Consider the following 18,429-nt stretch of genomic DNA (forward strand, 5'->3'; position numbering starts at 1 on the left):
CGATTTTTGAACTTTAAAATTCAGAATTTTTAATATATTTTGTCATGGGATTTCAATTCCGTCAACTCTGTCTCTATTTCAAATGACATCCGTTTGTTTTTTCGTACGGCGACCTTGAAAATACGTAGATAAATAAATGCCGACAATAACGAATCCGAGTCCGACCACCGCATTCCATGGAATCGTTTCACCGAGTAAAATCCCTGACAACATGACTCCAAATAAGGGAACTAAGAAGATATAGAGTGAAATTCGACTGACCGGATTGTATTTCATTAACGTGTTCCACAATGTAAATCCAATCGCTGACAACATCGCCAAGTAAAACAAGAACGCAATCGTCTGTCCGGTGTACGGCATGGAAACACCATTCGGGTCTAATAGATAGCCGATCAGCAGTAACCCAACTGAACCGATCACCATCGCCCAAGCCGTCATCGGGGCAACATCATACGTCTTCGAGTAGTCCTTCGCTATCAAGTTCCCGAATGCTCCGGATACCATCGCCAAGATGAGTAAAATCTCTCCTAACCCAAAACCAACTTCAGATCCGGTCGCCGGCCAGTTCGCGATGACGATTCCAGAAAAACCAAACGTTAAAGCAAACCCCTTCAATCGATTCAATTTGTCGTCTTCATATCGGAAATGAGCGAGGGCCATTTGGAAAAACGATGTAGAACCAGCAATGATTGATCCCTGGACCCCGGTCGAAATGGACAGTCCGATATAGAAGAACAAGTATTGTAGAAACGTCAAAAACGAACCGAGATGCGCATACGCCTTTACCTTTTCACGGGTCAATCGGACAGACCGTTTCAAAACGGTCTGACTGATGATGAGCAATAGAATCCCTGCGAGTAAAAAGCGCTCGCCAGCGAATAATAGTTGTTGCCCATACTCATTCGATTGGATATCAAGTTTCTCATAACTCAACTTGATGAATGGGAACGCACTCCCCCATAACAACGTATTGAAAATCGCCAATAACGCCACCGTCCAAGGGCGTTCAAATATATTTTGCATGACACAAAAACTCCTTAATCTTTTTATTTGTGAGTCACTGATAAGCGTGTTAAGATAAATCTAGATAATAATCATTATAAATAAAGGATTCAGATTAAACTTCTATAAATTCTTTATTTTAAGCCAATTGAAGATGATAATCATCATCAGTCATTATCATTTAATCGAGATTTATTATCAATTAGAAAGAAGGGATTATCGATGAATGTCCAATCGGTCACGCACGAAAAAAGCCACGTTTTCAAACGGGCTAGCTGGTACGAACATATTGAATTGATCATGGCGCTCATTAGCGGTGTATTGATTGTACTCGCTTATATCACCGAAACACAAGGCGGAGCGCCTTGGATTCATGTCACACTTTACTTATCCGCCTTCTTCATCGGAGGATACGCAAAAGCGAAAGAAGGGATTTCGGATACGATTGAGACGAAATCGCTGAATGTAGAGCTTCTCATGATTATCGCCGCCATCGGTGCCGCTTCGATTGGGTACTGGATGGAAGGGGCAATCCTCATCTTCATCTTTGCTTTATCCGGGGCACTCGAGACATATACGATGAACAAAAATGAACGTGCCCTCGAATCGTTAATGGAATTACAGCCGGAACAGGCGACTCGTCTAACAGACACTGATGAACTCGAGGTTGTTCATATCGACGACCTTCGTGTCGGAGATCGGATTTATGTCCGTCCTGGTGAACGCATTCCGGTTGATGGAAAAATTGTAAAAGGGAATGCATCCGTAGAAGAAGCCGCCATCACAGGCGAATCCGTCCCTGTCGATCGTCAAGTCGGTGATGACGTGTTCGGATCGAGCGTCAACTTGAACGGAGTATTGACGATCGAAGTGACAAAACTTGCGACGGAAACGCTGTTCCAAAAGATCATTCAAATGGTCCAACAGGCACAAGAAGAGAAATCACCGTCTGCACAGTTCATCGATCGATATGAAGGGCGTTATGTTCAAATCGTGCTCTTCTCTGTTGCGGCCATCATCATTCTCGGACCGTTCGTCACGTCGTGGTCTCTTGAAACGAGCATCTATCGCGGCATGATCCTTCTCGTTGTCGCCTCCCCTTGCGCACTCGTCGCCGCCATCACACCGGCCGCGCTGGCTGCCATCGCCTCTTCTGCAAAACACGGGATTCTCTTTAAAGGCGGTGCTCATATCGAGAACATGGGACGTCTAAAAGCGATCGCCTTCGACAAGACCGGCACCCTCACAATCGGGAAGCCGATTGTGCAAGAAGCGCTCATCTCCCCTTCATTACATGAAGAGGACGTCAACCGGATTGTCAGTTTGATTGAAGAGCATTCGATGCATCCACTTGCTGAAGCGCTCGTCTCATATACGGGAAAACATACCGGGGAAATGACACACTTCAAAGACATCACAGGCTCTGGAATTGAAGCAACGATTGACGGGACAACGTATCGGGTCGGAAAACAGAAGTTCGCTGACCGAAGCGGTGATTTCTTTAAACATGATGTCGAACGATTGAAAGAGGCTGGTCACACACTCGTCTTCATCAGTGACGAGACACGTACAATCGGTGCTTACGCCTTACGTGACACGCTACGACCCGAGGCAAAGGTAGCAATCAAGCGACTGAACGACTTAGGGATTGCGACCATCATGATTACCGGAGACAACGAGGCAACCGCTCGCGCTATTGCGAACGAAGCTGGATTGACACGCTATATCGCCGAATGCTTGCCTGAAGAGAAGGTTTCGCAAATCAAGGTGTTACGAGAGGAATATGGAACAATCGGGATGATCGGCGACGGAATCAATGATGCCCCCGCCCTTGCGACCGCCGACGTGGGGATTGCCATGGGCGAAGGTACGGATGCCGCACTTGAAACGGCAGATGTCGTCTTAATGAAAAACGACCTCGTCCGATTGAGCGACGCCATTCGTCAATCACGTAAGTTGAATCGCATCGTCTTACAGAACGTCGTTTTTGCACTCGGTGTGATCCTCGTTCTGATCGCAACGAACATCTTTGAGTTACTCATCATGCCGTTCGCGGTCGTCGGACATGAAGGTTCCACTATTTTGGTTATTTTGAACGGTCTTCGACTCCTCACGTCATCATGGGAGTGATCTATTCGACAAAATGGAATCGATGATTGAAACAATATGTCGATTTCGTTATAATTGAAACAATGTGTCTACAGACTGAAACTGATCGAAAGATTGACTAAAGGTGGTACAAGATATGAATACGATTGCAGTCATCGGCAAGGTGTTTGTCGATATTAAAGGGACTTCCTTCGCCCCGCTCCACAAAGATGCGAAGAATGTCGGCGACATCACTTTCTCCAATGGCGGAACAGGTCGAAACGTTGCTCAAAACTTAGGTGTGCTCGGCAACGATGTCCGCTTCGTCTCGACCGTCACGAACGACCAAATCGGTGTCGGTGTCCTCGAAGAATTACGTTGCTTGAATGTAAACGTCGACGGGGTCGACATGCTTGACGATAATGGTATGGGCATGTGGCTCGCTGTGATGGACAATAACGGTGATCTTCAAACATCTATTTCGAAACAACCAGACGAAGCCCGTATGGAAGAAGCGATTTTACGTCAAATCGATACGGTCTTTGAAGAGAGCGATGCGGTCGCTATCGACTTAGACTTATCGGTCAACGTCTTGAACGAGACGATCGAACTATGCCGTGAAATGGATTTACCGCTTTATGGTGTCTGTGGCCACCTATCCGTCATCGAACGAAACCGTCATTTACTTCAAGGATTCACAGGATTCATCTGCAGTCGTGAAGAAGCGGAAATTTTATCCGACATGTCAATCGTCACGGTAGACGATGCCCTTCGTGTCGCGGAAGTACTCGCCATGAAAGGTGCCCCCCTCACCATCGTCACGATGAGTGAGCTTGGTGCCGTTTATGTCGACCTTCGTACGAACGAACAAGGTCACGTCCCGACGACGAAAGTGAAAGTCGCAGACTCCACGGGAGCTGGTGACTCCTTCTTCTCCGCTGTCATTTCTGAACTTATGAAACAACACTCGATTGAAGAGGCGCTTCGATTAGGTATGCGTGTCGCAGGAAAAGTCATCGCGTCGCATGAGAACGGATTGACGCAAAAGATGTACGCATCATTAGAACAACCTACGCAAGAATAAATAGAACGCATCGGCGAATCGTCGATGCGTTTTGTGCAAAATCACAGGAACGAAAGGAACGATCTCATTGGTTCGAACGAAATTAAGAAGCGCGATCATTTTAATGAATGATCAAGATGAAGTGGCTTTGATCCGTCGCGAAAAAGAAAACGTCCTCTATTACGTTTTCCCAGGTGGCGGAGTCGAATATGGGCACACAACAGAAGAGACGGCCGTACGTGAAGCATTTGAAGAACTCGGTATTCACGTGGAACTAGAAGGTGTCGCTGCCTACGTCGCATTCAATAACGAGTTAAATCCTTATTATTGGGCGAAGATGACAGGTGGCGAATTCGGGACCGGAACAGGTGAAGAGTTTCAAGAAGAACAGACTAACGGATCGTATACACCGATGTGGATCAAACGGTCTGCACTCCCTCATCTCCCCGTTCGTCCACCTTCACTTGCTGAAAAACTCGCCTCACATGAGGAACGTTTTTACGATTTGACCTTATCGGAGGAGTAATCAGGTGTACACCCTGCCGAAATCGGGAAACGTTTTTTAACGATCGAGTCAGGAGGGTTTTATAATGGCAATGACAGAAGTGAAGGAAAAAAAGAATTGGCTTTCATTTGGGAAAGAGTTATTTCGAAGATTTCAAGAGCATGATGTACAAGACTACGGGGCTACCCTCGCATTCTTTTGGTTTTTATCCATTTTTCCTGGAATCATCTTTATTTTGGCGCTCTTGTCCTTTTTTGATGTCTCACAAGATTCGTTTCAAAATCAATTGAACGATTTGGCACCCGGGTCCGCCGCTTCCGGGTTTCTAACGGGAATTTTCGAGGCGATTGGCGAACCACAAGGCGGTCTCTTATCGCTCGGTGCGATTTTGGCCATTTGGTCCGCCTCAAAAGGGGTAGACCGTCTGATCACGACGTCACTTCATGCTTATGGTGAAGACAATGAACGTAACTTTTTCGTCAAAAAAGGGTTGGCACTCGGATTGACGATTCTGCTTGGAATCGGGATGCTACTGCTGATTCTCTCGAACGTGTTCGGGTCTCAAATCATTTCATTCGTCACTGAGTATTTACCCGTCAACATTACCGGAGCCGAAGAAATGATGATCAACGTGTTCCGATATGTCCTTACGACGGTTGTCCTCATTTTGACGCTTTCGATTTTTTATAAAGTATCTCCACAACAGCACGTCTTTTGGAAAAGTACCATCCCTGGTGCCATCTTCGGTGTCATCGGTTGGCAAATCGTCTCATTCGGTTTCAACCTATACGTTTCAAACTTCGGAAGTTATGACTCGACTTACGGGTCACTCGGAGGAATCATCGTCACGTTGCTCTGGTTACAATTAACCGGGATGATCATTTTAATCGGATCTGAGATCAACGCGACATGGATGCGTTTCTTCAAGACACCGAGCGAACAGGAATACGAACGCGACTTCAAAAAGAACAAAAAGAAAGCGAAACAAAAGCAAGAAGAAGATAACTATGATGACATCCCGACGAATACGTACGGATAACCCAAAAGGAGCACGTTCAAACTGAACGCGCTCCTTTCTTATGCTTCGATCGGATCAAGACGTCCCGTCGCCGGGTCGATCACGAATCCGTGTACATTCGTTCCTGGTGGCAACAGTGGATGATTGTTAATGAGGTTGACAGAATGAACAACGTTCTCTTCAACTGAATCAAATCCATGGAGCCACTGCTCCAAATCCATTCCTGAAGACTTTAGCGTCTTCAACGTTTGCGGGTCGATTCCACGACGCTCCATCTCTTCGATGACGACAGTCGGTTCAATCGCTGCCATTCCACAATCGTAATGTCCGACGACGACGACTTCTTCTGCTCCTAGCGCATAAAGAGCGACCAAAATGGAGCGCATGGCCGAACCGAACGGGTGTGACAAGACTGCACCCGCATTTTTAATGATTTTAGCGTCTCCGTTCTTAAGTCCTAGCGCTTGAGGTAAAAGTTCCGTCAAACGTGTATCCATACACGTCAAAATGACGATTTTCTTATCTGGGAATTTATCAGATACGAACGGTTCGTACTGTTTTTCCTCTACGAAACGTTTATTGAATTCAAGCATTTCTTTTACGACTGACACGTTAACGCCTCCTCTTTTTTTACAACACAAATCTTGAAACGATGAGTCCGATGACCATCCATGCTCCGAACAGCGTGTTCACTTTCGCTGTCATCGCCATCGCAGGCATCAATGCGGCCGGCTCTGCCTTTTGCCAAAACCGTTGAATCGCCCGGACCATGACCGGCACCGTAAAGAGCGACAGCAAGACCCACGGAGTGACGCCATATATTACGACCGCTAAGATGATGCCGATTAATGCCGCGATAAAGAATGCGGCCAATACATACACCGCACGTCGATGACCGACTAGACATGCGATCGTTTTTCGACCATTCTCTTTATCGTTATCTAAATCGCGGATGTTATTCGCAAGCAAGATTGCTCCGATCAACAAGGCCATCGGGAACGACACGAGTAGCAACTCCGTCGTCACCGTATTGATTTGGATAAAGCCGGCAATCCCGATGATGACATATCCCATGAATAGCCCCGCGACAATTTCACCAAACGGCGTATAGGCAATCGGTAGCGGCCCTCCAGTATATAAGTAGCCGACAAGCATAGACAAGGCGCCGATCCAAAGCAAATGCCAGCTTGTGGATGCCGCAATGTAGAGCCCGAGTAGTGCCGCAATCGTATACATGCCGAGCGCCACCGCTAATACTTGCTGCGGTGTAAATCCGTCACGGACGATGGAGCCCCCAATCCCGATAGACCCCTCATGATCAAGACCACGCTTGTAGTCATAATACTCGTTAAATAAGTTCGTCGCGATTTGAATAAGGACAGATGCCACTAACATGGCAAGGAAAAGTCCCCACTTGAGTTCGGTTTGATCGAGGACGATGAACGTCCCGAGCAAGACCGGAATAAAGCTTGCGGTCAGGGTATGCGGGCGAATCATTCGCCAATATGCCCCTTTCGATTTCTGTTTCATTTCGTTCCCTCCCTTCGTTAGTTTACGTCTCGATGAAAAAATCTGTCAACGCCAGCCCATTATCCTAGATTCTTGATCATTTCCCGAGCATTTCATAGGCAGGTGTATTGCGAACTCATGATACACTAAAGATTGAGAATTCTATCGGATTGAGGAGGCTTTTCTTTTATGCCAGATACTCAAACACATATAAAACAGCGAATTGAGCAGGCCCATAAACGGGCGCGAGCTTGGCAACGGCCTGTCCTCGCATCATACACATGGGAAATCTCGGCGTTCGATGCTTTTCAAATCATCCAGAACACCGATACGTCCCATTATTATTTCATGACACCAGACCGGACGCTCGAAATGCTAGGTTGCGGGGATGCACTCGTCTTGAGCGCTTCTGGACCCGAACGATTTCAGCGACTTCAATACGATTGGAGTCTTCACCGACGAGATGTCGATGCGACAATCCACGCGTTCGCCGGTTTTTCATTCGACACGTTTATGCGACCACAAAAAAGTATGTGGGATGCCTTTGGGGAAGCATCACTCGTCGTCCCAAAATTTTTATACCGTCGCTATAAAGACCGACACACGTTGACAGTGGCCACTCTCGTCTCTTCGAAGCAGTCGGTCGAACAGTATTTGATTCAATTGGCAGATCAGTTGGCCCAGTTCAGTTCACTTCGTCCGACGGAAGAAGCGACGCCGTCTTATACAAAAGTGAAAGATGGGGTCGATCACTTCAAGTCCAGTTTCCAACAGGCTAAACAGTTGATTGAAGAAGAACGAGTTGAAAAAATCGTGATTGCCCGCGAAGAAATTTATCAGCGTTCCGATGATGCGTTTCCCTTCTCAAAAAGTTTGAAGCATTTAGCAGATCATCAAGAATCTAGTTACATCTATTTGTATCAACCAAAGCGTGACACTGGTTTCTTTGGGGCGACTCCTGAACGATTGATTCAAAAAGAAGGCATGCAACTGAACACGGCTGCCATCGCCGGGACAATCAAGCGTCCGAAAACCGAGATCGAGGCAGAAATTGCGAAAGAGAAACTCCTAAACGATTCAAAAAATCGTGAGGAGCATCAAATTGTCGTGAAAGACATCAAGCAGGCGTTGACACCCTATACTGCACCGATTCAAACACGAGATACTCCGCAAATTTTGGCAAATCGCTCGGTGTTCCATCTACACACCCCAATTCAAGCGACACTCGAAACAAATGCTTCCTTGCTGTCACTTGCGGAATCGCTACATCCAACGCCAGCACTCGGCGGCTCACCGAAGCGGACATCGGTCCGGTTGCTTCGTGAAATTGAGCGATTCGATCGTGGATGGTACGGTTCTCCGTTTGGTTGGGTAGACAATGAAGGCGACGGCGAATTTGTCGTGGCGATTCGCTCCGCACTCGTTCAACACCAATTCGTCGCATTGTATGCTGGATGTGGGATTGTAAAAGACTCTGCACTTGAGCAAGAGCTCGAAGAAACAGAAATGAAGATGAGTCCAATCAAACAAGCTTTGCAGTTTGATTTACACGATCAAGGAGGCACCCTAGATGAATAAGGTTTTGACCGAATGGGTCGCATCCATGGTAAATCGGCTTGTTACGTCCGGTGTAAAAGACGTGGTCATCAGCCCAGGGTCCCGCTCGACTCCGCTCGCTGTAGCGGCATATCTTCATCCTCAGATTCGTCATCACATCATCGTCGATGAACGATCTGCCGGATTTTTTGCTCTTGGACTGACCCGTGCGTCAGAAACAATTCGCCCGGTCGCATTGATTTGCACAAGTGGAACGGCGGCAACAAACTACTATTCGGCTGTGACAGAAGCGTTCATATCGCAGTTGCCACTCGTCGTACTGACAACCGACCGTCCTCATGAACTGCGCAATGTCGGGGCTCCACAAGCAATCAATCAAGTCCGTCTCTACGGTGAACAAGTGAAGACGAGCATTGATTTGCCTGTTCCAGAGGAGACAACGTTATCGTTTATGAAACAAACGATTACCCGCTTCACGAATCTGTCAATGCAAGCACCGATGGGACCTGTTCATTTGAATGTACCGTTTCGAGAGCCTCTGCTTCCTGACCTCGAGTCATTGAAACAGATGTTAAAAGCTGACCCTGTCTTGCCAGAACGACAGCGTATTCGGCCGACACAAGCAGACAAAAACATTTTCTCGGAATGCACGAGTCAAAAACGACTCGCCTTCGTCGTCGGACCTTACACCCCGACATCTTGGCAGAAATCCATTGTTGAATTCGCTTCCGAACGACAGATCCCGATTTTTGCCGATCCTCTTAGTGGCATGCGACGTTTCGACGGTGTCTTGACCAACTATGACACGTGGCTCGCGAGTGAGCATCGGACTGATTGGCTGCCTGAGGTGTTCGTCCGTTTCGGGGCTGCACCTGTTTCGAAACGCTTCAATCAATGGATGGCCATGGCGAATCAACTCGTCATCGATGAACCGGGATCTTATCGCGACCCAAGTAGCCGAGCCACCATCTGTTACGGCGACGCACTCGATTTTCTACCGCTCATCGCATCCGCAAACGAACCTCGGTACCTTGAACGTTTACGCTTTTTTGAAGAGGTTGCCGAGTCTGCAAAATCGTCACTTCAAGGTGAAGCGGAATTGACGAAACGATTGCTCGATACATCGATTGAGCGTCTATTCGTCAGTAATAGTATGCCGATTCGAGATATAGATACATCACTGTCTGCCGGCACGAATATACACGTTCTCGCCAATCGAGGCGCAAACGGAATTGATGGTGTGTTATCCACTGCACTCGGAAGCAGTTATGATACGGCTCACGGCGCTCTATTGATCGGTGATTTAGCGTTCTATCATGATAGCAACGCCTTGCAACTGTTAAAGCATCATCCCGGAAAATTTTCCGTCGTGATTGCTAACAATAACGGTGGAGGGATATTTTCCTTCCTCCCGCAGGCTTCTGTCGACACACAGTTGTTCGAAGATTTATTCGGCACACCGCTTGATTTAAATATCCGTGGATTTGCTGACACATATGGCTTATCGTATCGTCTAATTGAACGACCGGATGAAATTCAAGAAGCGATTGAAGATGGCGTTCATTTAATCGAATTCCCATCGAATCGTGAGGAGAATGTGACGATCCATCGAGGTTGGACACAATCTGTCTGCGCTCGCCTCATCACGGAGAACGAATCATGAACATCGATTTACGTGGCGTACGTTATGAAGTGATTCATCGCGGTGAGGGAAAACCGGTATTATTTTTACACGGATTCACTGGAAACGCCCATTGGGTCGATTCGCTCCCTACATTACCGATTCGTCTTGTGTCACCGTCGCTCCTCCAACATGGCGCAACGGAGCACCCTTCAGTCAATCGTTCGACAATGAGTCAGCAAGTTAAGGATTTGTCCCGCTTACTGGATACGGACGACCGACCTTGGACAGTCGTCGGCTATTCACTCGGTGGGAGAATCGCATTGACACTCGCCGCATGCGACGAGCGTGTCGAACATGTCATCGGGATCAGCACGACCCCCGGTCTGCTCACTTCTAAGGAACGAGCCGCACGCCGCCGCCAAGATGCAGAATTGGCTCACTTGATTGAAACCAAGGGTATCGCTGCATTCGTGAATCGCTGGGAGAACCTTCCGCTTTGGCGACAGACGGAAGACATGAAACGTTCACTCCGAACAGGTCGGCTCGCCCAACAACCGAATGCCCTCGCAAACAGTTTGCGGTCAATCGGTACGGGACATATGCCATCGTTATGGGGCACATTGCAGTGTCTCCCCCGTACCGACTTGATTGTCGGGTCAGACGATCTCAAGTTCAAAGCCATCGCAAGATACATGCAGGAAGAGCGACCAGATATTAAAATCTATGAAATTTCAAACGCAGGGCATGCTCCTCATATTGAGAATGCATCAGAGTTTGGTACAATAATAAAGAAATTGATTTTAGGGGGTATTTAAAATGGAATCAGTAGCGAACTGGACATCGGTCCGGACGTATGAAGACATTAAATATGAAACGTGGAACGGGATTGCCAAAATCACCATCAACCGTCCCGAAGTGCGCAATGCATTCCGTCCGTTGACGGTCAATGAATTGATTGATGCATTCGCTCGCGCGCGCGACGATAAAGAAGTCGGCGTCATCATCTTGACAGGTGAAGGCGAAAAGGCATTCTGTTCAGGTGGAGACCAAAAAGTTCGCGGACATGGTGGCTATGTCGGGGAAGATGAAATCCCACGCTTGAACGTCCTCGACCTTCAGCGCTTGATTCGCGTCATTCCAAAACCGGTCATCGCCATGGTCGCAGGTTTCGCAATCGGCGGAGGACACGTCCTTCACGTCGTCTGTGACTTGACGATTGCAGCGGACAACGCTCGCTTCGGACAAACAGGTCCTAAAGTCGGTTCGTTCGATGCAGGATACGGTTCTGGATACTTGGCACGCATCATCGGCCATAAAAAAGCTCGTGAAATCTGGTACCTTTGCCGTCAATACGATGCACAAGAAGCACTCGACATGGGACTCGTCAACACGGTCGTCCCACTCGATCAACTCGAAGCAGAAACGATCAAGTGGTGCCAAGAAATCTTACAACACTCACCTACAGCGCTTCGCTTCTTGAAAGCAGCAATGAACGCAGATACAGATGGTCTTGCCGGACTTCAGCAACTCGCTGGAGACGCAACGCTTCTCTACTACACGACAGATGAAGCAAAAGAAGGACGCGATGCGTTCAAAGAAAAACGTGACCCTGACTTCGGTCAATTCCCACGTTTCCCTTAATTGTTGAGAGAGTAGCGATTTCGCTACTCTTTTTTTGGAGGTGACAGCTATGTATGAATGGATTCGGAAACACCCAGCGTCACATCTCGCCCTTGTGACAGCTGACGATCGATTGACATGGGCAATGCTACGCACGGAAAGCCTTCAACTTGCCCAGTTCATCCATGAACAGACACCCACCGCCAAACGAATTGGCATATTCGCTAAAAACAGCAAAGACTATGTCATCGCCGTCCACGCGGTGCATCTGCTCGGAAAAGTGCTTGTGCCGTTGAACACACGGCTGACTGAAGAGGAAGTGCGTACTCAGTTACAAACAGCAAAAGTGAACCTTCTCCTCGTCGACGCAGAAATCGATTTGTCCGTCACCCAACTTCTGATCACAGATCGGGCCACTTCATGTTTCAACGCGCCCCATGAGTGGAAAGAAAATGAAACCATGTCGCTCATGTTCACGTCCGGTACGACCGGTCGAGCCAAAGCAGTGCAACAGACGTACGGGAATCACCTCGCTAGCGCCCGAGCCGCTGAAGCGCATTTGGACTATCGTCCATCAGACCGGATGCTCGCGGTGACCCCGCTCTTTCATATGAGCGGACTTTCCCAAGTGTATCGGAGTGCCATCATCGGTTCGACTCTCTATGTCGAGCCGCGATTTGATGTCGATCGAACCCTTCACGTCATCGAAACAGAAGGCATCACCCAACTGTCACTCGTCTCAATTATGCTGCAACGATTGCTCTATGCCGGTCTGAAGAAGCATCATCTTCGCACGTTACTCGTCGGAGGCGGGCCCGTCCCGCGCTCATTACTAGAAGAAGCAGAACGACGGCAGTTACCCATTGCTCAGACATACGGGATGACCGAGACGTGCTCTCAAGTCGCGACGTTACTTCCGAGCGAAGCGCTCTCACATATCGGTTCGAGTGGGCAGGCAATCGCCCCCACAAGAATTCGAATTAATTCAGACGGAGAGATTGAAGTAAAGGGACCAACTGTGACGAAAGGATATTTCGAACAACCTGAATCAGACGCTTGGACACCCGATGGTTATTGGCGAACGGGTGACCTCGGCACGATGAGGGATGGCTATTTATATGTACACGATCGCCGAACCGACCTTATTCTGTCTGGTGGTGAAAATGTTTATCCTGCTGAAATCGAAGCCGCCATGTTACGCTGTACCGGCGTCCAAGACGTCGGCGTCACGAAACAATCACATCCGACTTGGGGAGAAGTCCCAATCGCCTTCGTCGTCGGCTCCTATGACCCAGCCGAGATGCAGGAAGTTCTCGATTCACAGTTGGCTAAATATAAGCACCCGATCACCATCCACCACGCACCGAATTTACCACGAAACGCGAACGGAAAATTAATGCGCCATCGCTTAAAGGAGCTACTGCCATGATCAAACGTGCTGACCTTTCCATCGTCCCGTTGACGTTTAAACACCCGATCGTGACGGCACACGCCGTCTTATCTGTCCGAAGAACGCTCATCCTTCGTCTAGAGACCGTAGACGGTGTCGTCGGATACGGAGAAGGTGCTGCTTTTGAGACCCCTTGGTACACGGAAGAAACGACCCGATCGATGATCGATACGTCCAAATTGATTCTCAATTTACTGAAAGGGATGACGGTCACGACGGACGTGTTTCCGAACTTGGTCTCGTCCATCATCGGTCAGCACATGGCAAAGGCGATGTGGGAAAGTGCACTCTGGGAGATTGAAGCAACGCGCGCGAACAAATCACTCAAGTCATTCATGAGCGCCGGAGATTCCGTTTCCTGCGGACGAACAATCGGGATTGGGTTACTGAATCAAACGATGAAATCCATCGAGACGGCATTAGCTGACGGATTCGAACGCATCAAATTAAAGGCATCTCCTAATGAACTGCTTCCTGCCCTACGTGAGATTCGCGCGGTCTTCCCTGACGCGCCTCTCATGATTGATTTAAACGGAAGTGCGTCCGATCAACCGATGGAATGGTTCGAACAACTCGATGCCCATCGGTTATTGATGATCGAACAACCGTACCCAAGCCGACAATTCACAAAATCAGCGGCTCTCCAAGCAAAACTCACGACCCCCATTTGTCTCGACGAATCCATCACGTCTTATGACGACGTGGATACGATGGCACAGCTTGGTGCCGGAAAAATCGTCAACATTAAACCCGCACGTGTCGGTGGGCTTAGCGAGGCGCTCCACATTCGAAAACACGGAACGCCATACTGGGTCGGTGGCATGTATGAATCCGGTATCGGAAGATATCATACACTCTTGTTTGCTTCGTTAAGCGGCGCGAGCTTCCCCACGGACATGTCAGGCACGAGCGCTTATTTCGAGCAAGATTTACTCGATACCCCGCTTGAAGTGGAGAATGGAAAGTTAACGCTTCCAGATTCTGTACAACCAGATTGGAATGTGATTGAACGGTTACGCGAAGAAGTGATTACATTGCAAACATGAAAAAGGTGCGGTTCACGAGAACCACACCTTTTTACGTTAACGGAACGATCCCGTTAACACTTCATATCCATCTTCTGTGACAACAACTGTATGCTCGAACTGCGAAACAAGACTCTTGTTCGGAGTGAAGAGCGTCCAACCATCCTCTTCCGATTGATAGACGATTTCATCCTTTGTCGAGATGAACGTCTCAACAGCAATCACTTGCCCGGCTTTTAATAACTGATTTTCTTCGCGACTATAATAGTTCGAGATCGTCTCTGGCTCCCCGTGCAATGTCCGACCGAGTCCGTGTCCGGCCAAGTTCCGGATGACCGTGAATCCATTCTTTCTCGCGTCAGCGTAAATTGCCTTCCCAATCTGATTGACTTTCACACCCGCCTTGACCTTGCTGAGTCCCGCTTCTAATGAAGTCAAGGATACTTCAACCAAACGTTCGTGCTGGGGTGACTTCGCCGCCCCCGCAATCACTGTACGCCCCGTATCGGCATAATATCCATCCTTCACAGCGGAGACGTCGACATTGACGATATCGCCCTCTTGAATGACTTCATCTCCCGGAATACCATGGGCAGCAACGTCATTGAGCGAGATACATGTGTAACCTGGAAATTCGTACATCGTAATCGGTGCAGAAGCTGCACCTTCTTCTTCTAAAATACGTTGCCCGATCGCATCTAATTCTTTTGTTGTCATACCGGGCTTAACGGCTTTCGCCATCTCATCTCGCGCAAGTGCGACGATTCGCCCGATTTCGCGCAATGCATCGTAATCATAATCTAGCATCGTCCATCTTCCTTTCAATCCAATAATCGATTTTGATATAAATATTCTTCAGAGATGTCGGCAAATAAGAACATGCCGTCCGGTAACGGATAGCTAAAGGTTCGCGTCACTTCATTCGAACTGAAATCACGATAGTCTCCCGATAAATAGCCACGCCCTCGAACATCCATCGCCGCCATCGTCTGAATGAAATACGGTCGGAAACTCCAGTTATAGCCTCGATACGTATTATCGACACGCCATTCTCCATTCACGCAGTAAACGTTTGCACTCGTCTGGAAACCTGTCTTATCCGTTATATAATAGCGAACAAACACCTCTTCCAGTTTTGGGGCGATGAATTGAATCCACTCGTCTTTCTTGTCTCTCGACCATTTTCCGGATTGAACGAGTTCTCCAATGCGGCGATGTAACTCAAATTCAAGCTCGTACAAGCGATTCAATCGTTTCTGGTCATGTAAAAAGAAGGAAGGCACTTCTTGTGCCAACACACCCATACCTTTGATTTCTCGTTGGGGAATCTCATCTTCCAAGCCTAGTAGGCCACCCATGTAATACCGACCACCGTGCTGCCACGCGTAACGAAGCTGTCCGATGTGGTTGATGGATTTGTAAAGAAGCGGGGCACCAAGCTTCGAAGCAATATACTCCATCGTCTGAAGCATGTTCGGATAGGTGACCGATAACGTCTTTTTCTCGACCATCGTGCCAAGGTCGACGAGCAATAATTCTGGCGCAAGCGTCATGATGTCTTCGATACTCGTGGATTCGGCAAAGTCTAATGCAATTTTCAATCCATAGGACCGATAGTATTGAATGACACGTGACAATCGCGGGACGTCGACTAAGTCCGTCCCTTGTAAGGTCACATAAATACGGTGTAACGGAAAATTCAATTCGCGTAGTGGGGCTAAAAAGGCTTCTCCCCCTTCTTCGAGAATCCATTCCGACCGGCATCTGAACGTGACGAATGGTTTGACGTCACGAAGTTGCGCTGCCGCGAGTTGCTCCATTCGTTGGGCGATGTCTAATTGATACTCGAGGGGAACGTCATCATCATAAAAAAACGGTGTCAATGATTCGCCTCGGAATCGTCCATGTACCATATATCCTTCCACTTGAAACGTCGCCGCTCCAAGGATTGGTTCATACGTCACCATCACTTCTTCAGGATGGACCATCACTTCTACCGCATCCACAATTCATCACCTCTTCGTTAAATGCGAAAACGAGCTACAATCAGCTCGTTCGCGTGTGTACATACATATAGGCACCGAAACAAGCAATAAAATAGGCGATACTCACCACGCCATATGCAATGCCCATCTTTCCGCCTACTCCAATGGCTAACACTAAAAAAATCATCGCTCCAAATAACAATGTCGCCACGGGGATATAACGAAAATTAGGACGGTCTGTCTTTGACACGATTGGTTTGAGTGCGATTACACAACCAAGCAACACAAGGAGACCGAAACTTAATTCCACCATCCGTTGACACCTCATCCTTCTATCTCTACTCAACTAGTGTAGCACGACACAATAAAAAATGCCGCAAATCCACTTAAGGAAATGCGGCATTTCACGATGATTAGTCACGCGGACGGCGTGGACCACGGTCATCCGAGCGACGACGATCGTCACCACGGAATGATCCTTTACGGTCTCCGCTACGTCCATCACGACGTTCGCCACCGCGTCCACCACGACGGTCGCCACCACGGCCACCGCCACGACGGTCGTTACGGCCACGGTATCCACCGCGATCGCCACCACGGCCACCTTGGCGTTTCACACGAACTGGTTCAGCGTACGAGATTTCAACAGGTGTTGAATCTGGCTCTTTCGTCAATCCACGGAGGGCAGCAGCGAGAATTTCAACTGCTTCGTACTCTTCAAGAAGTTCTGTCGCAAGTTGCGTGTAAGCTTTGAAGTCGCCCGCTTGAACGCGTTCGATCAATTCTTCAGCTGCTTGCTTTTGGTTTCCTTCAAGTACTTCCGCGATTGTCGGTACGTGACGACGGTTCATGCGTTTGTTCGTTACACGTTCAATTGCCTTCACTTGTCCAAATTCACGTGGCGTGATGAACGTGAGGGCTGTACCAGTTTTACCAGCACGACCTGTACGACCGATGCGGTGTACGTAGCTTTCTGGGTCTTGTGGTACATCGAAGTTGTAAACGTGTGTGACACCTGAAATATCAAGTCCACGTGCCGCAACGTCAGTCGCTACCAAGATATCGATTGTTCCGTTTTTGAAACGACGAATAACTTGGTCACGTTTTGATTGCGTCAAGTCTCCGTGAAGACCGTCTGCAGTGTATCCGCGTTTGATGAGGGCTTCTGTCACTTCATCTACACGTTTCTTCGTACGAGCGAAGATGATGCTGAGTTCTGGTGAGTCGATGTCGATCAATCGGCAAAGCGTATCGAATTTTTGACCTTCGCGCAATTCGATGAACTGTTGGTTGATGTTCTCAACCGTCATTTCTTTCGCTTTCACTTTGATGATTGTCGGCGACTTCATGAAGCGCTCAGCAATCTTTTTGATTTGTGGTGGCATCGTTGCCGAGAAGAGAAGCGTTTGGCGCTCTTCAGGAAGACCTGCCAAAATCGTTTCGATATCTTCAACGAAGCCCATGTTGAGCATTTCATCCGCTTCATCCAAGATGACTGTTTGAATGTCATCGAGTTTGATTGTCTTACGCTTCATGTGGTCCATGAGACGTCCTGGTGTCGCTACGACGATTTGCGGGTTCTTTTTCAAACCACGGATCTGACGGTCGATTTGTTGACCACCGTATACTGGAAGTGCGTATACGCGCTTCGTTTCACCGATTTTGTTTAATTCTTCTGCAACTTGAATCGCAAGTTCACGTGTCGGTGCAAGAACGAGTGCTTGGACTTGACGCGCCTTTGAATCGATTCGCTCAATTGTCGGAATACCGAAAGCTGCTGTTTTCCCTGTACCTGTTTGTGCTTGTCCTAATACGTCCACTCCCGTGAGTGCGACAGGAATTGTCTCAGCTTGGATCGGTGTAGCTTCCTCGAAGCCCATTTTGTGTACACCTTTTACTAATGCTTCACTTAATTGTAAGTCTTGAAATTTTGTCAAATTATATTCTCCTTTGTTCATACAAAAAACGTCTGAGTTCAGTTTG

At 48.1% G+C, this 18,429-nt stretch carries 17 protein-coding genes; 10 read left to right on the forward strand and 7 right to left on the reverse strand.

From position 1 onward, the window contains the following. Positions 1-78: 78 nt before the first annotated feature. Positions 79-1,023: a DMT family transporter gene (locus KNO72_RS11230; protein WP_214758185.1), complete on the reverse strand. Its 945-nt coding sequence runs from the start codon at positions 1,021-1,023 to the stop codon at positions 79-81. 201 nt (positions 1,024-1,224) lie between these two features. Between KNO72_RS11230 and KNO72_RS11235 the strand changes: the two genes are divergently transcribed. The 4 genes from KNO72_RS11235 (at position 1,225) to KNO72_RS11250 (ending at position 5,697) form a co-directional block, all read left to right on the forward strand. Then, positions 1,225-3,132, forward strand: a complete 1,908-nt coding sequence (locus tag KNO72_RS11235) for a heavy metal translocating P-type ATPase (protein ID WP_214758187.1) — start codon at positions 1,225-1,227, stop codon at positions 3,130-3,132. 115 nt (positions 3,133-3,247) lie between these two features. After that, entirely contained in the window at positions 3,248-4,174 is a 927-nt protein-coding gene (locus tag KNO72_RS11240) for a carbohydrate kinase family protein (protein ID WP_214758189.1), read from the forward strand. A gap of 67 nt (positions 4,175-4,241) precedes the next feature. Next, a complete protein-coding gene (locus KNO72_RS11245; RefSeq protein WP_214758191.1) occupies positions 4,242-4,679 on the forward strand; it encodes an NUDIX domain-containing protein in 438 nt (145 codons plus the stop codon). A 64-nt stretch (positions 4,680-4,743) separates the two neighbouring features. Further along, positions 4,744-5,697 (forward strand): YihY/virulence factor BrkB family protein, encoded by a 954-nt coding sequence (locus tag KNO72_RS11250; RefSeq protein WP_214689225.1) that lies wholly within the window; start codon positions 4,744-4,746, stop codon positions 5,695-5,697. Between the two features lie 38 nt (positions 5,698-5,735). On the opposite strand, the gene KNO72_RS11255 is transcribed toward KNO72_RS11250, so the two are convergent. Both KNO72_RS11255 and KNO72_RS11260 read right to left on the reverse strand, forming a co-directional pair. Next, positions 5,736-6,269 (reverse strand): beta-class carbonic anhydrase, encoded by a 534-nt coding sequence (locus KNO72_RS11255; protein ID WP_074037968.1) that lies wholly within the window; start codon positions 6,267-6,269, stop codon positions 5,736-5,738. A 37-nt stretch (positions 6,270-6,306) separates the two neighbouring features. Next, positions 6,307-7,206 carry a 1,4-dihydroxy-2-naphthoate polyprenyltransferase gene (locus tag KNO72_RS11260; protein ID WP_214685584.1) on the reverse strand — a complete coding sequence of 300 codons (900 nt, stop codon included), beginning with the start codon at positions 7,204-7,206 and terminating at the stop codon, positions 6,307-6,309. Between the two features lie 168 nt (positions 7,207-7,374). Here KNO72_RS11260 and KNO72_RS11265 point away from each other — a divergent pair, with 168 nt between their 5' ends. From KNO72_RS11265 to menC, 6 genes are read left to right on the forward strand one after another with little or no spacing between them, the layout of a single operon-like run. Further along, complete coding sequence (locus KNO72_RS11265) at positions 7,375-8,763, forward strand: isochorismate synthase (protein WP_214689223.1); 1,389 nt, start codon at positions 7,375-7,377, stop codon at positions 8,761-8,763. After that, positions 8,756-10,405, forward strand: a complete 1,650-nt coding sequence (gene menD / locus KNO72_RS11270) for a 2-succinyl-5-enolpyruvyl-6-hydroxy-3-cyclohexene-1-carboxylic-acid synthase (RefSeq protein ID WP_214731985.1) — start codon at positions 8,756-8,758, stop codon at positions 10,403-10,405. Before KNO72_RS11265 ends, menD begins: the two co-directional genes overlap by 8 nt. Beyond that, positions 10,402-11,181: an alpha/beta fold hydrolase gene (locus tag KNO72_RS11275; protein WP_214689208.1), complete on the forward strand. Its 780-nt coding sequence runs from the start codon at positions 10,402-10,404 to the stop codon at positions 11,179-11,181. The genes menD and KNO72_RS11275 overlap by 4 nt, the downstream gene beginning before the upstream one ends. A gap of 1 nt (position 11,182) precedes the next feature. Continuing rightward, complete coding sequence (menB, locus tag KNO72_RS11280) at positions 11,183-12,007, forward strand: 1,4-dihydroxy-2-naphthoyl-CoA synthase (RefSeq protein WP_015880852.1); 825 nt, start codon at positions 11,183-11,185, stop codon at positions 12,005-12,007. A 49-nt stretch (positions 12,008-12,056) separates the two neighbouring features. Beyond that, entirely contained in the window at positions 12,057-13,415 is a 1,359-nt protein-coding gene (menE, locus tag KNO72_RS11285) for an o-succinylbenzoate--CoA ligase (RefSeq protein WP_214758193.1), read from the forward strand. Continuing rightward, complete coding sequence (gene menC / locus KNO72_RS11290; RefSeq protein ID WP_214758195.1) at positions 13,412-14,482, forward strand: o-succinylbenzoate synthase; 1,071 nt, start codon at positions 13,412-13,414, stop codon at positions 14,480-14,482. Before menE ends, menC begins: the two co-directional genes overlap by 4 nt. A 36-nt stretch (positions 14,483-14,518) precedes the next feature. Here menC and map read toward each other — a convergent pair whose 3' ends face one another. The 4 genes from map to cshA form a co-directional block, all read right to left on the reverse strand. Next, a complete protein-coding gene (gene map / locus KNO72_RS11295; protein WP_015880849.1) occupies positions 14,519-15,268 on the reverse strand; it encodes a type I methionyl aminopeptidase in 750 nt (249 codons plus the stop codon). Between the two features lie 14 nt (positions 15,269-15,282). Then, the gene (locus tag KNO72_RS11300) at positions 15,283-16,467 is read right to left on the reverse strand and encodes an EAL-associated domain-containing protein (protein WP_074037729.1); all 1,185 of its coding nucleotides are present in this window, start codon (positions 16,465-16,467) and stop codon (positions 15,283-15,285) included. A 40-nt stretch (positions 16,468-16,507) separates the two neighbouring features. Then, positions 16,508-16,759, reverse strand: coding sequence for a hypothetical protein (locus tag KNO72_RS11305; RefSeq protein ID WP_015880847.1), 252 nt, complete (start codon positions 16,757-16,759; stop codon positions 16,508-16,510). 100 nt (positions 16,760-16,859) lie between these two features. After that, entirely contained in the window at positions 16,860-18,383 is a 1,524-nt protein-coding gene (gene cshA, locus KNO72_RS11310; protein WP_251028331.1) for a degradosome RNA helicase CshA, read from the reverse strand. Between the last annotated feature and the right edge of the window lie 46 nt (positions 18,384-18,429).

It is taken from the genome of Exiguobacterium sp. s123 (assembly GCF_018617075.1).
In the GTDB taxonomy this organism is placed as follows: Bacteria; Bacillota; Bacilli; order Exiguobacteriales; family Exiguobacteriaceae; genus Exiguobacterium; species Exiguobacterium profundum.

Coding starts and splice junctions, on each gene's coding strand:
- KNO72_RS11230 (WP_214758185.1), bottom strand. CDS start 1,023: ATGCAAAATATATTTGAACGCCCTTGGACGGTGGCGTTATTGGCGATT.
- KNO72_RS11235 (WP_214758187.1), top strand. CDS start 1,225: ATGAATGTCCAATCGGTCACGCACGAAAAAAGCCACGTTTTCAAACGG.
- KNO72_RS11240 (WP_214758189.1), top strand. CDS start 3,248: ATGAATACGATTGCAGTCATCGGCAAGGTGTTTGTCGATATTAAAGGG.
- KNO72_RS11250 (WP_214689225.1), top strand. CDS start 4,744: ATGGCAATGACAGAAGTGAAGGAAAAAAAGAATTGGCTTTCATTTGGG.
- KNO72_RS11255 (WP_074037968.1), bottom strand. CDS start 6,269: ATGCTTGAATTCAATAAACGTTTCGTAGAGGAAAAACAGTACGAACCG.
- KNO72_RS11260 (WP_214685584.1), bottom strand. CDS start 7,206: ATGAAACAGAAATCGAAAGGGGCATATTGGCGAATGATTCGCCCGCAT.
- KNO72_RS11265 (WP_214689223.1), top strand. CDS start 7,375: ATGCCAGATACTCAAACACATATAAAACAGCGAATTGAGCAGGCCCAT.
- menD (WP_214731985.1), top strand. CDS start 8,756: ATGAATAAGGTTTTGACCGAATGGGTCGCATCCATGGTAAATCGGCTT.
- KNO72_RS11275 (WP_214689208.1), top strand. CDS start 10,402: ATGAACATCGATTTACGTGGCGTACGTTATGAAGTGATTCATCGCGGT.
- menB (WP_015880852.1), top strand. CDS start 11,183: ATGGAATCAGTAGCGAACTGGACATCGGTCCGGACGTATGAAGACATT.
- menE (WP_214758193.1), top strand. CDS start 12,057: ATGTATGAATGGATTCGGAAACACCCAGCGTCACATCTCGCCCTTGTG.
- menC (WP_214758195.1), top strand. CDS start 13,412: ATGATCAAACGTGCTGACCTTTCCATCGTCCCGTTGACGTTTAAACAC.
- map (WP_015880849.1), bottom strand. CDS start 15,268: ATGCTAGATTATGATTACGATGCATTGCGCGAAATCGGGCGAATCGTC.
- KNO72_RS11305 (WP_015880847.1), bottom strand. CDS start 16,759: ATGGTGGAATTAAGTTTCGGTCTCCTTGTGTTGCTTGGTTGTGTAATC.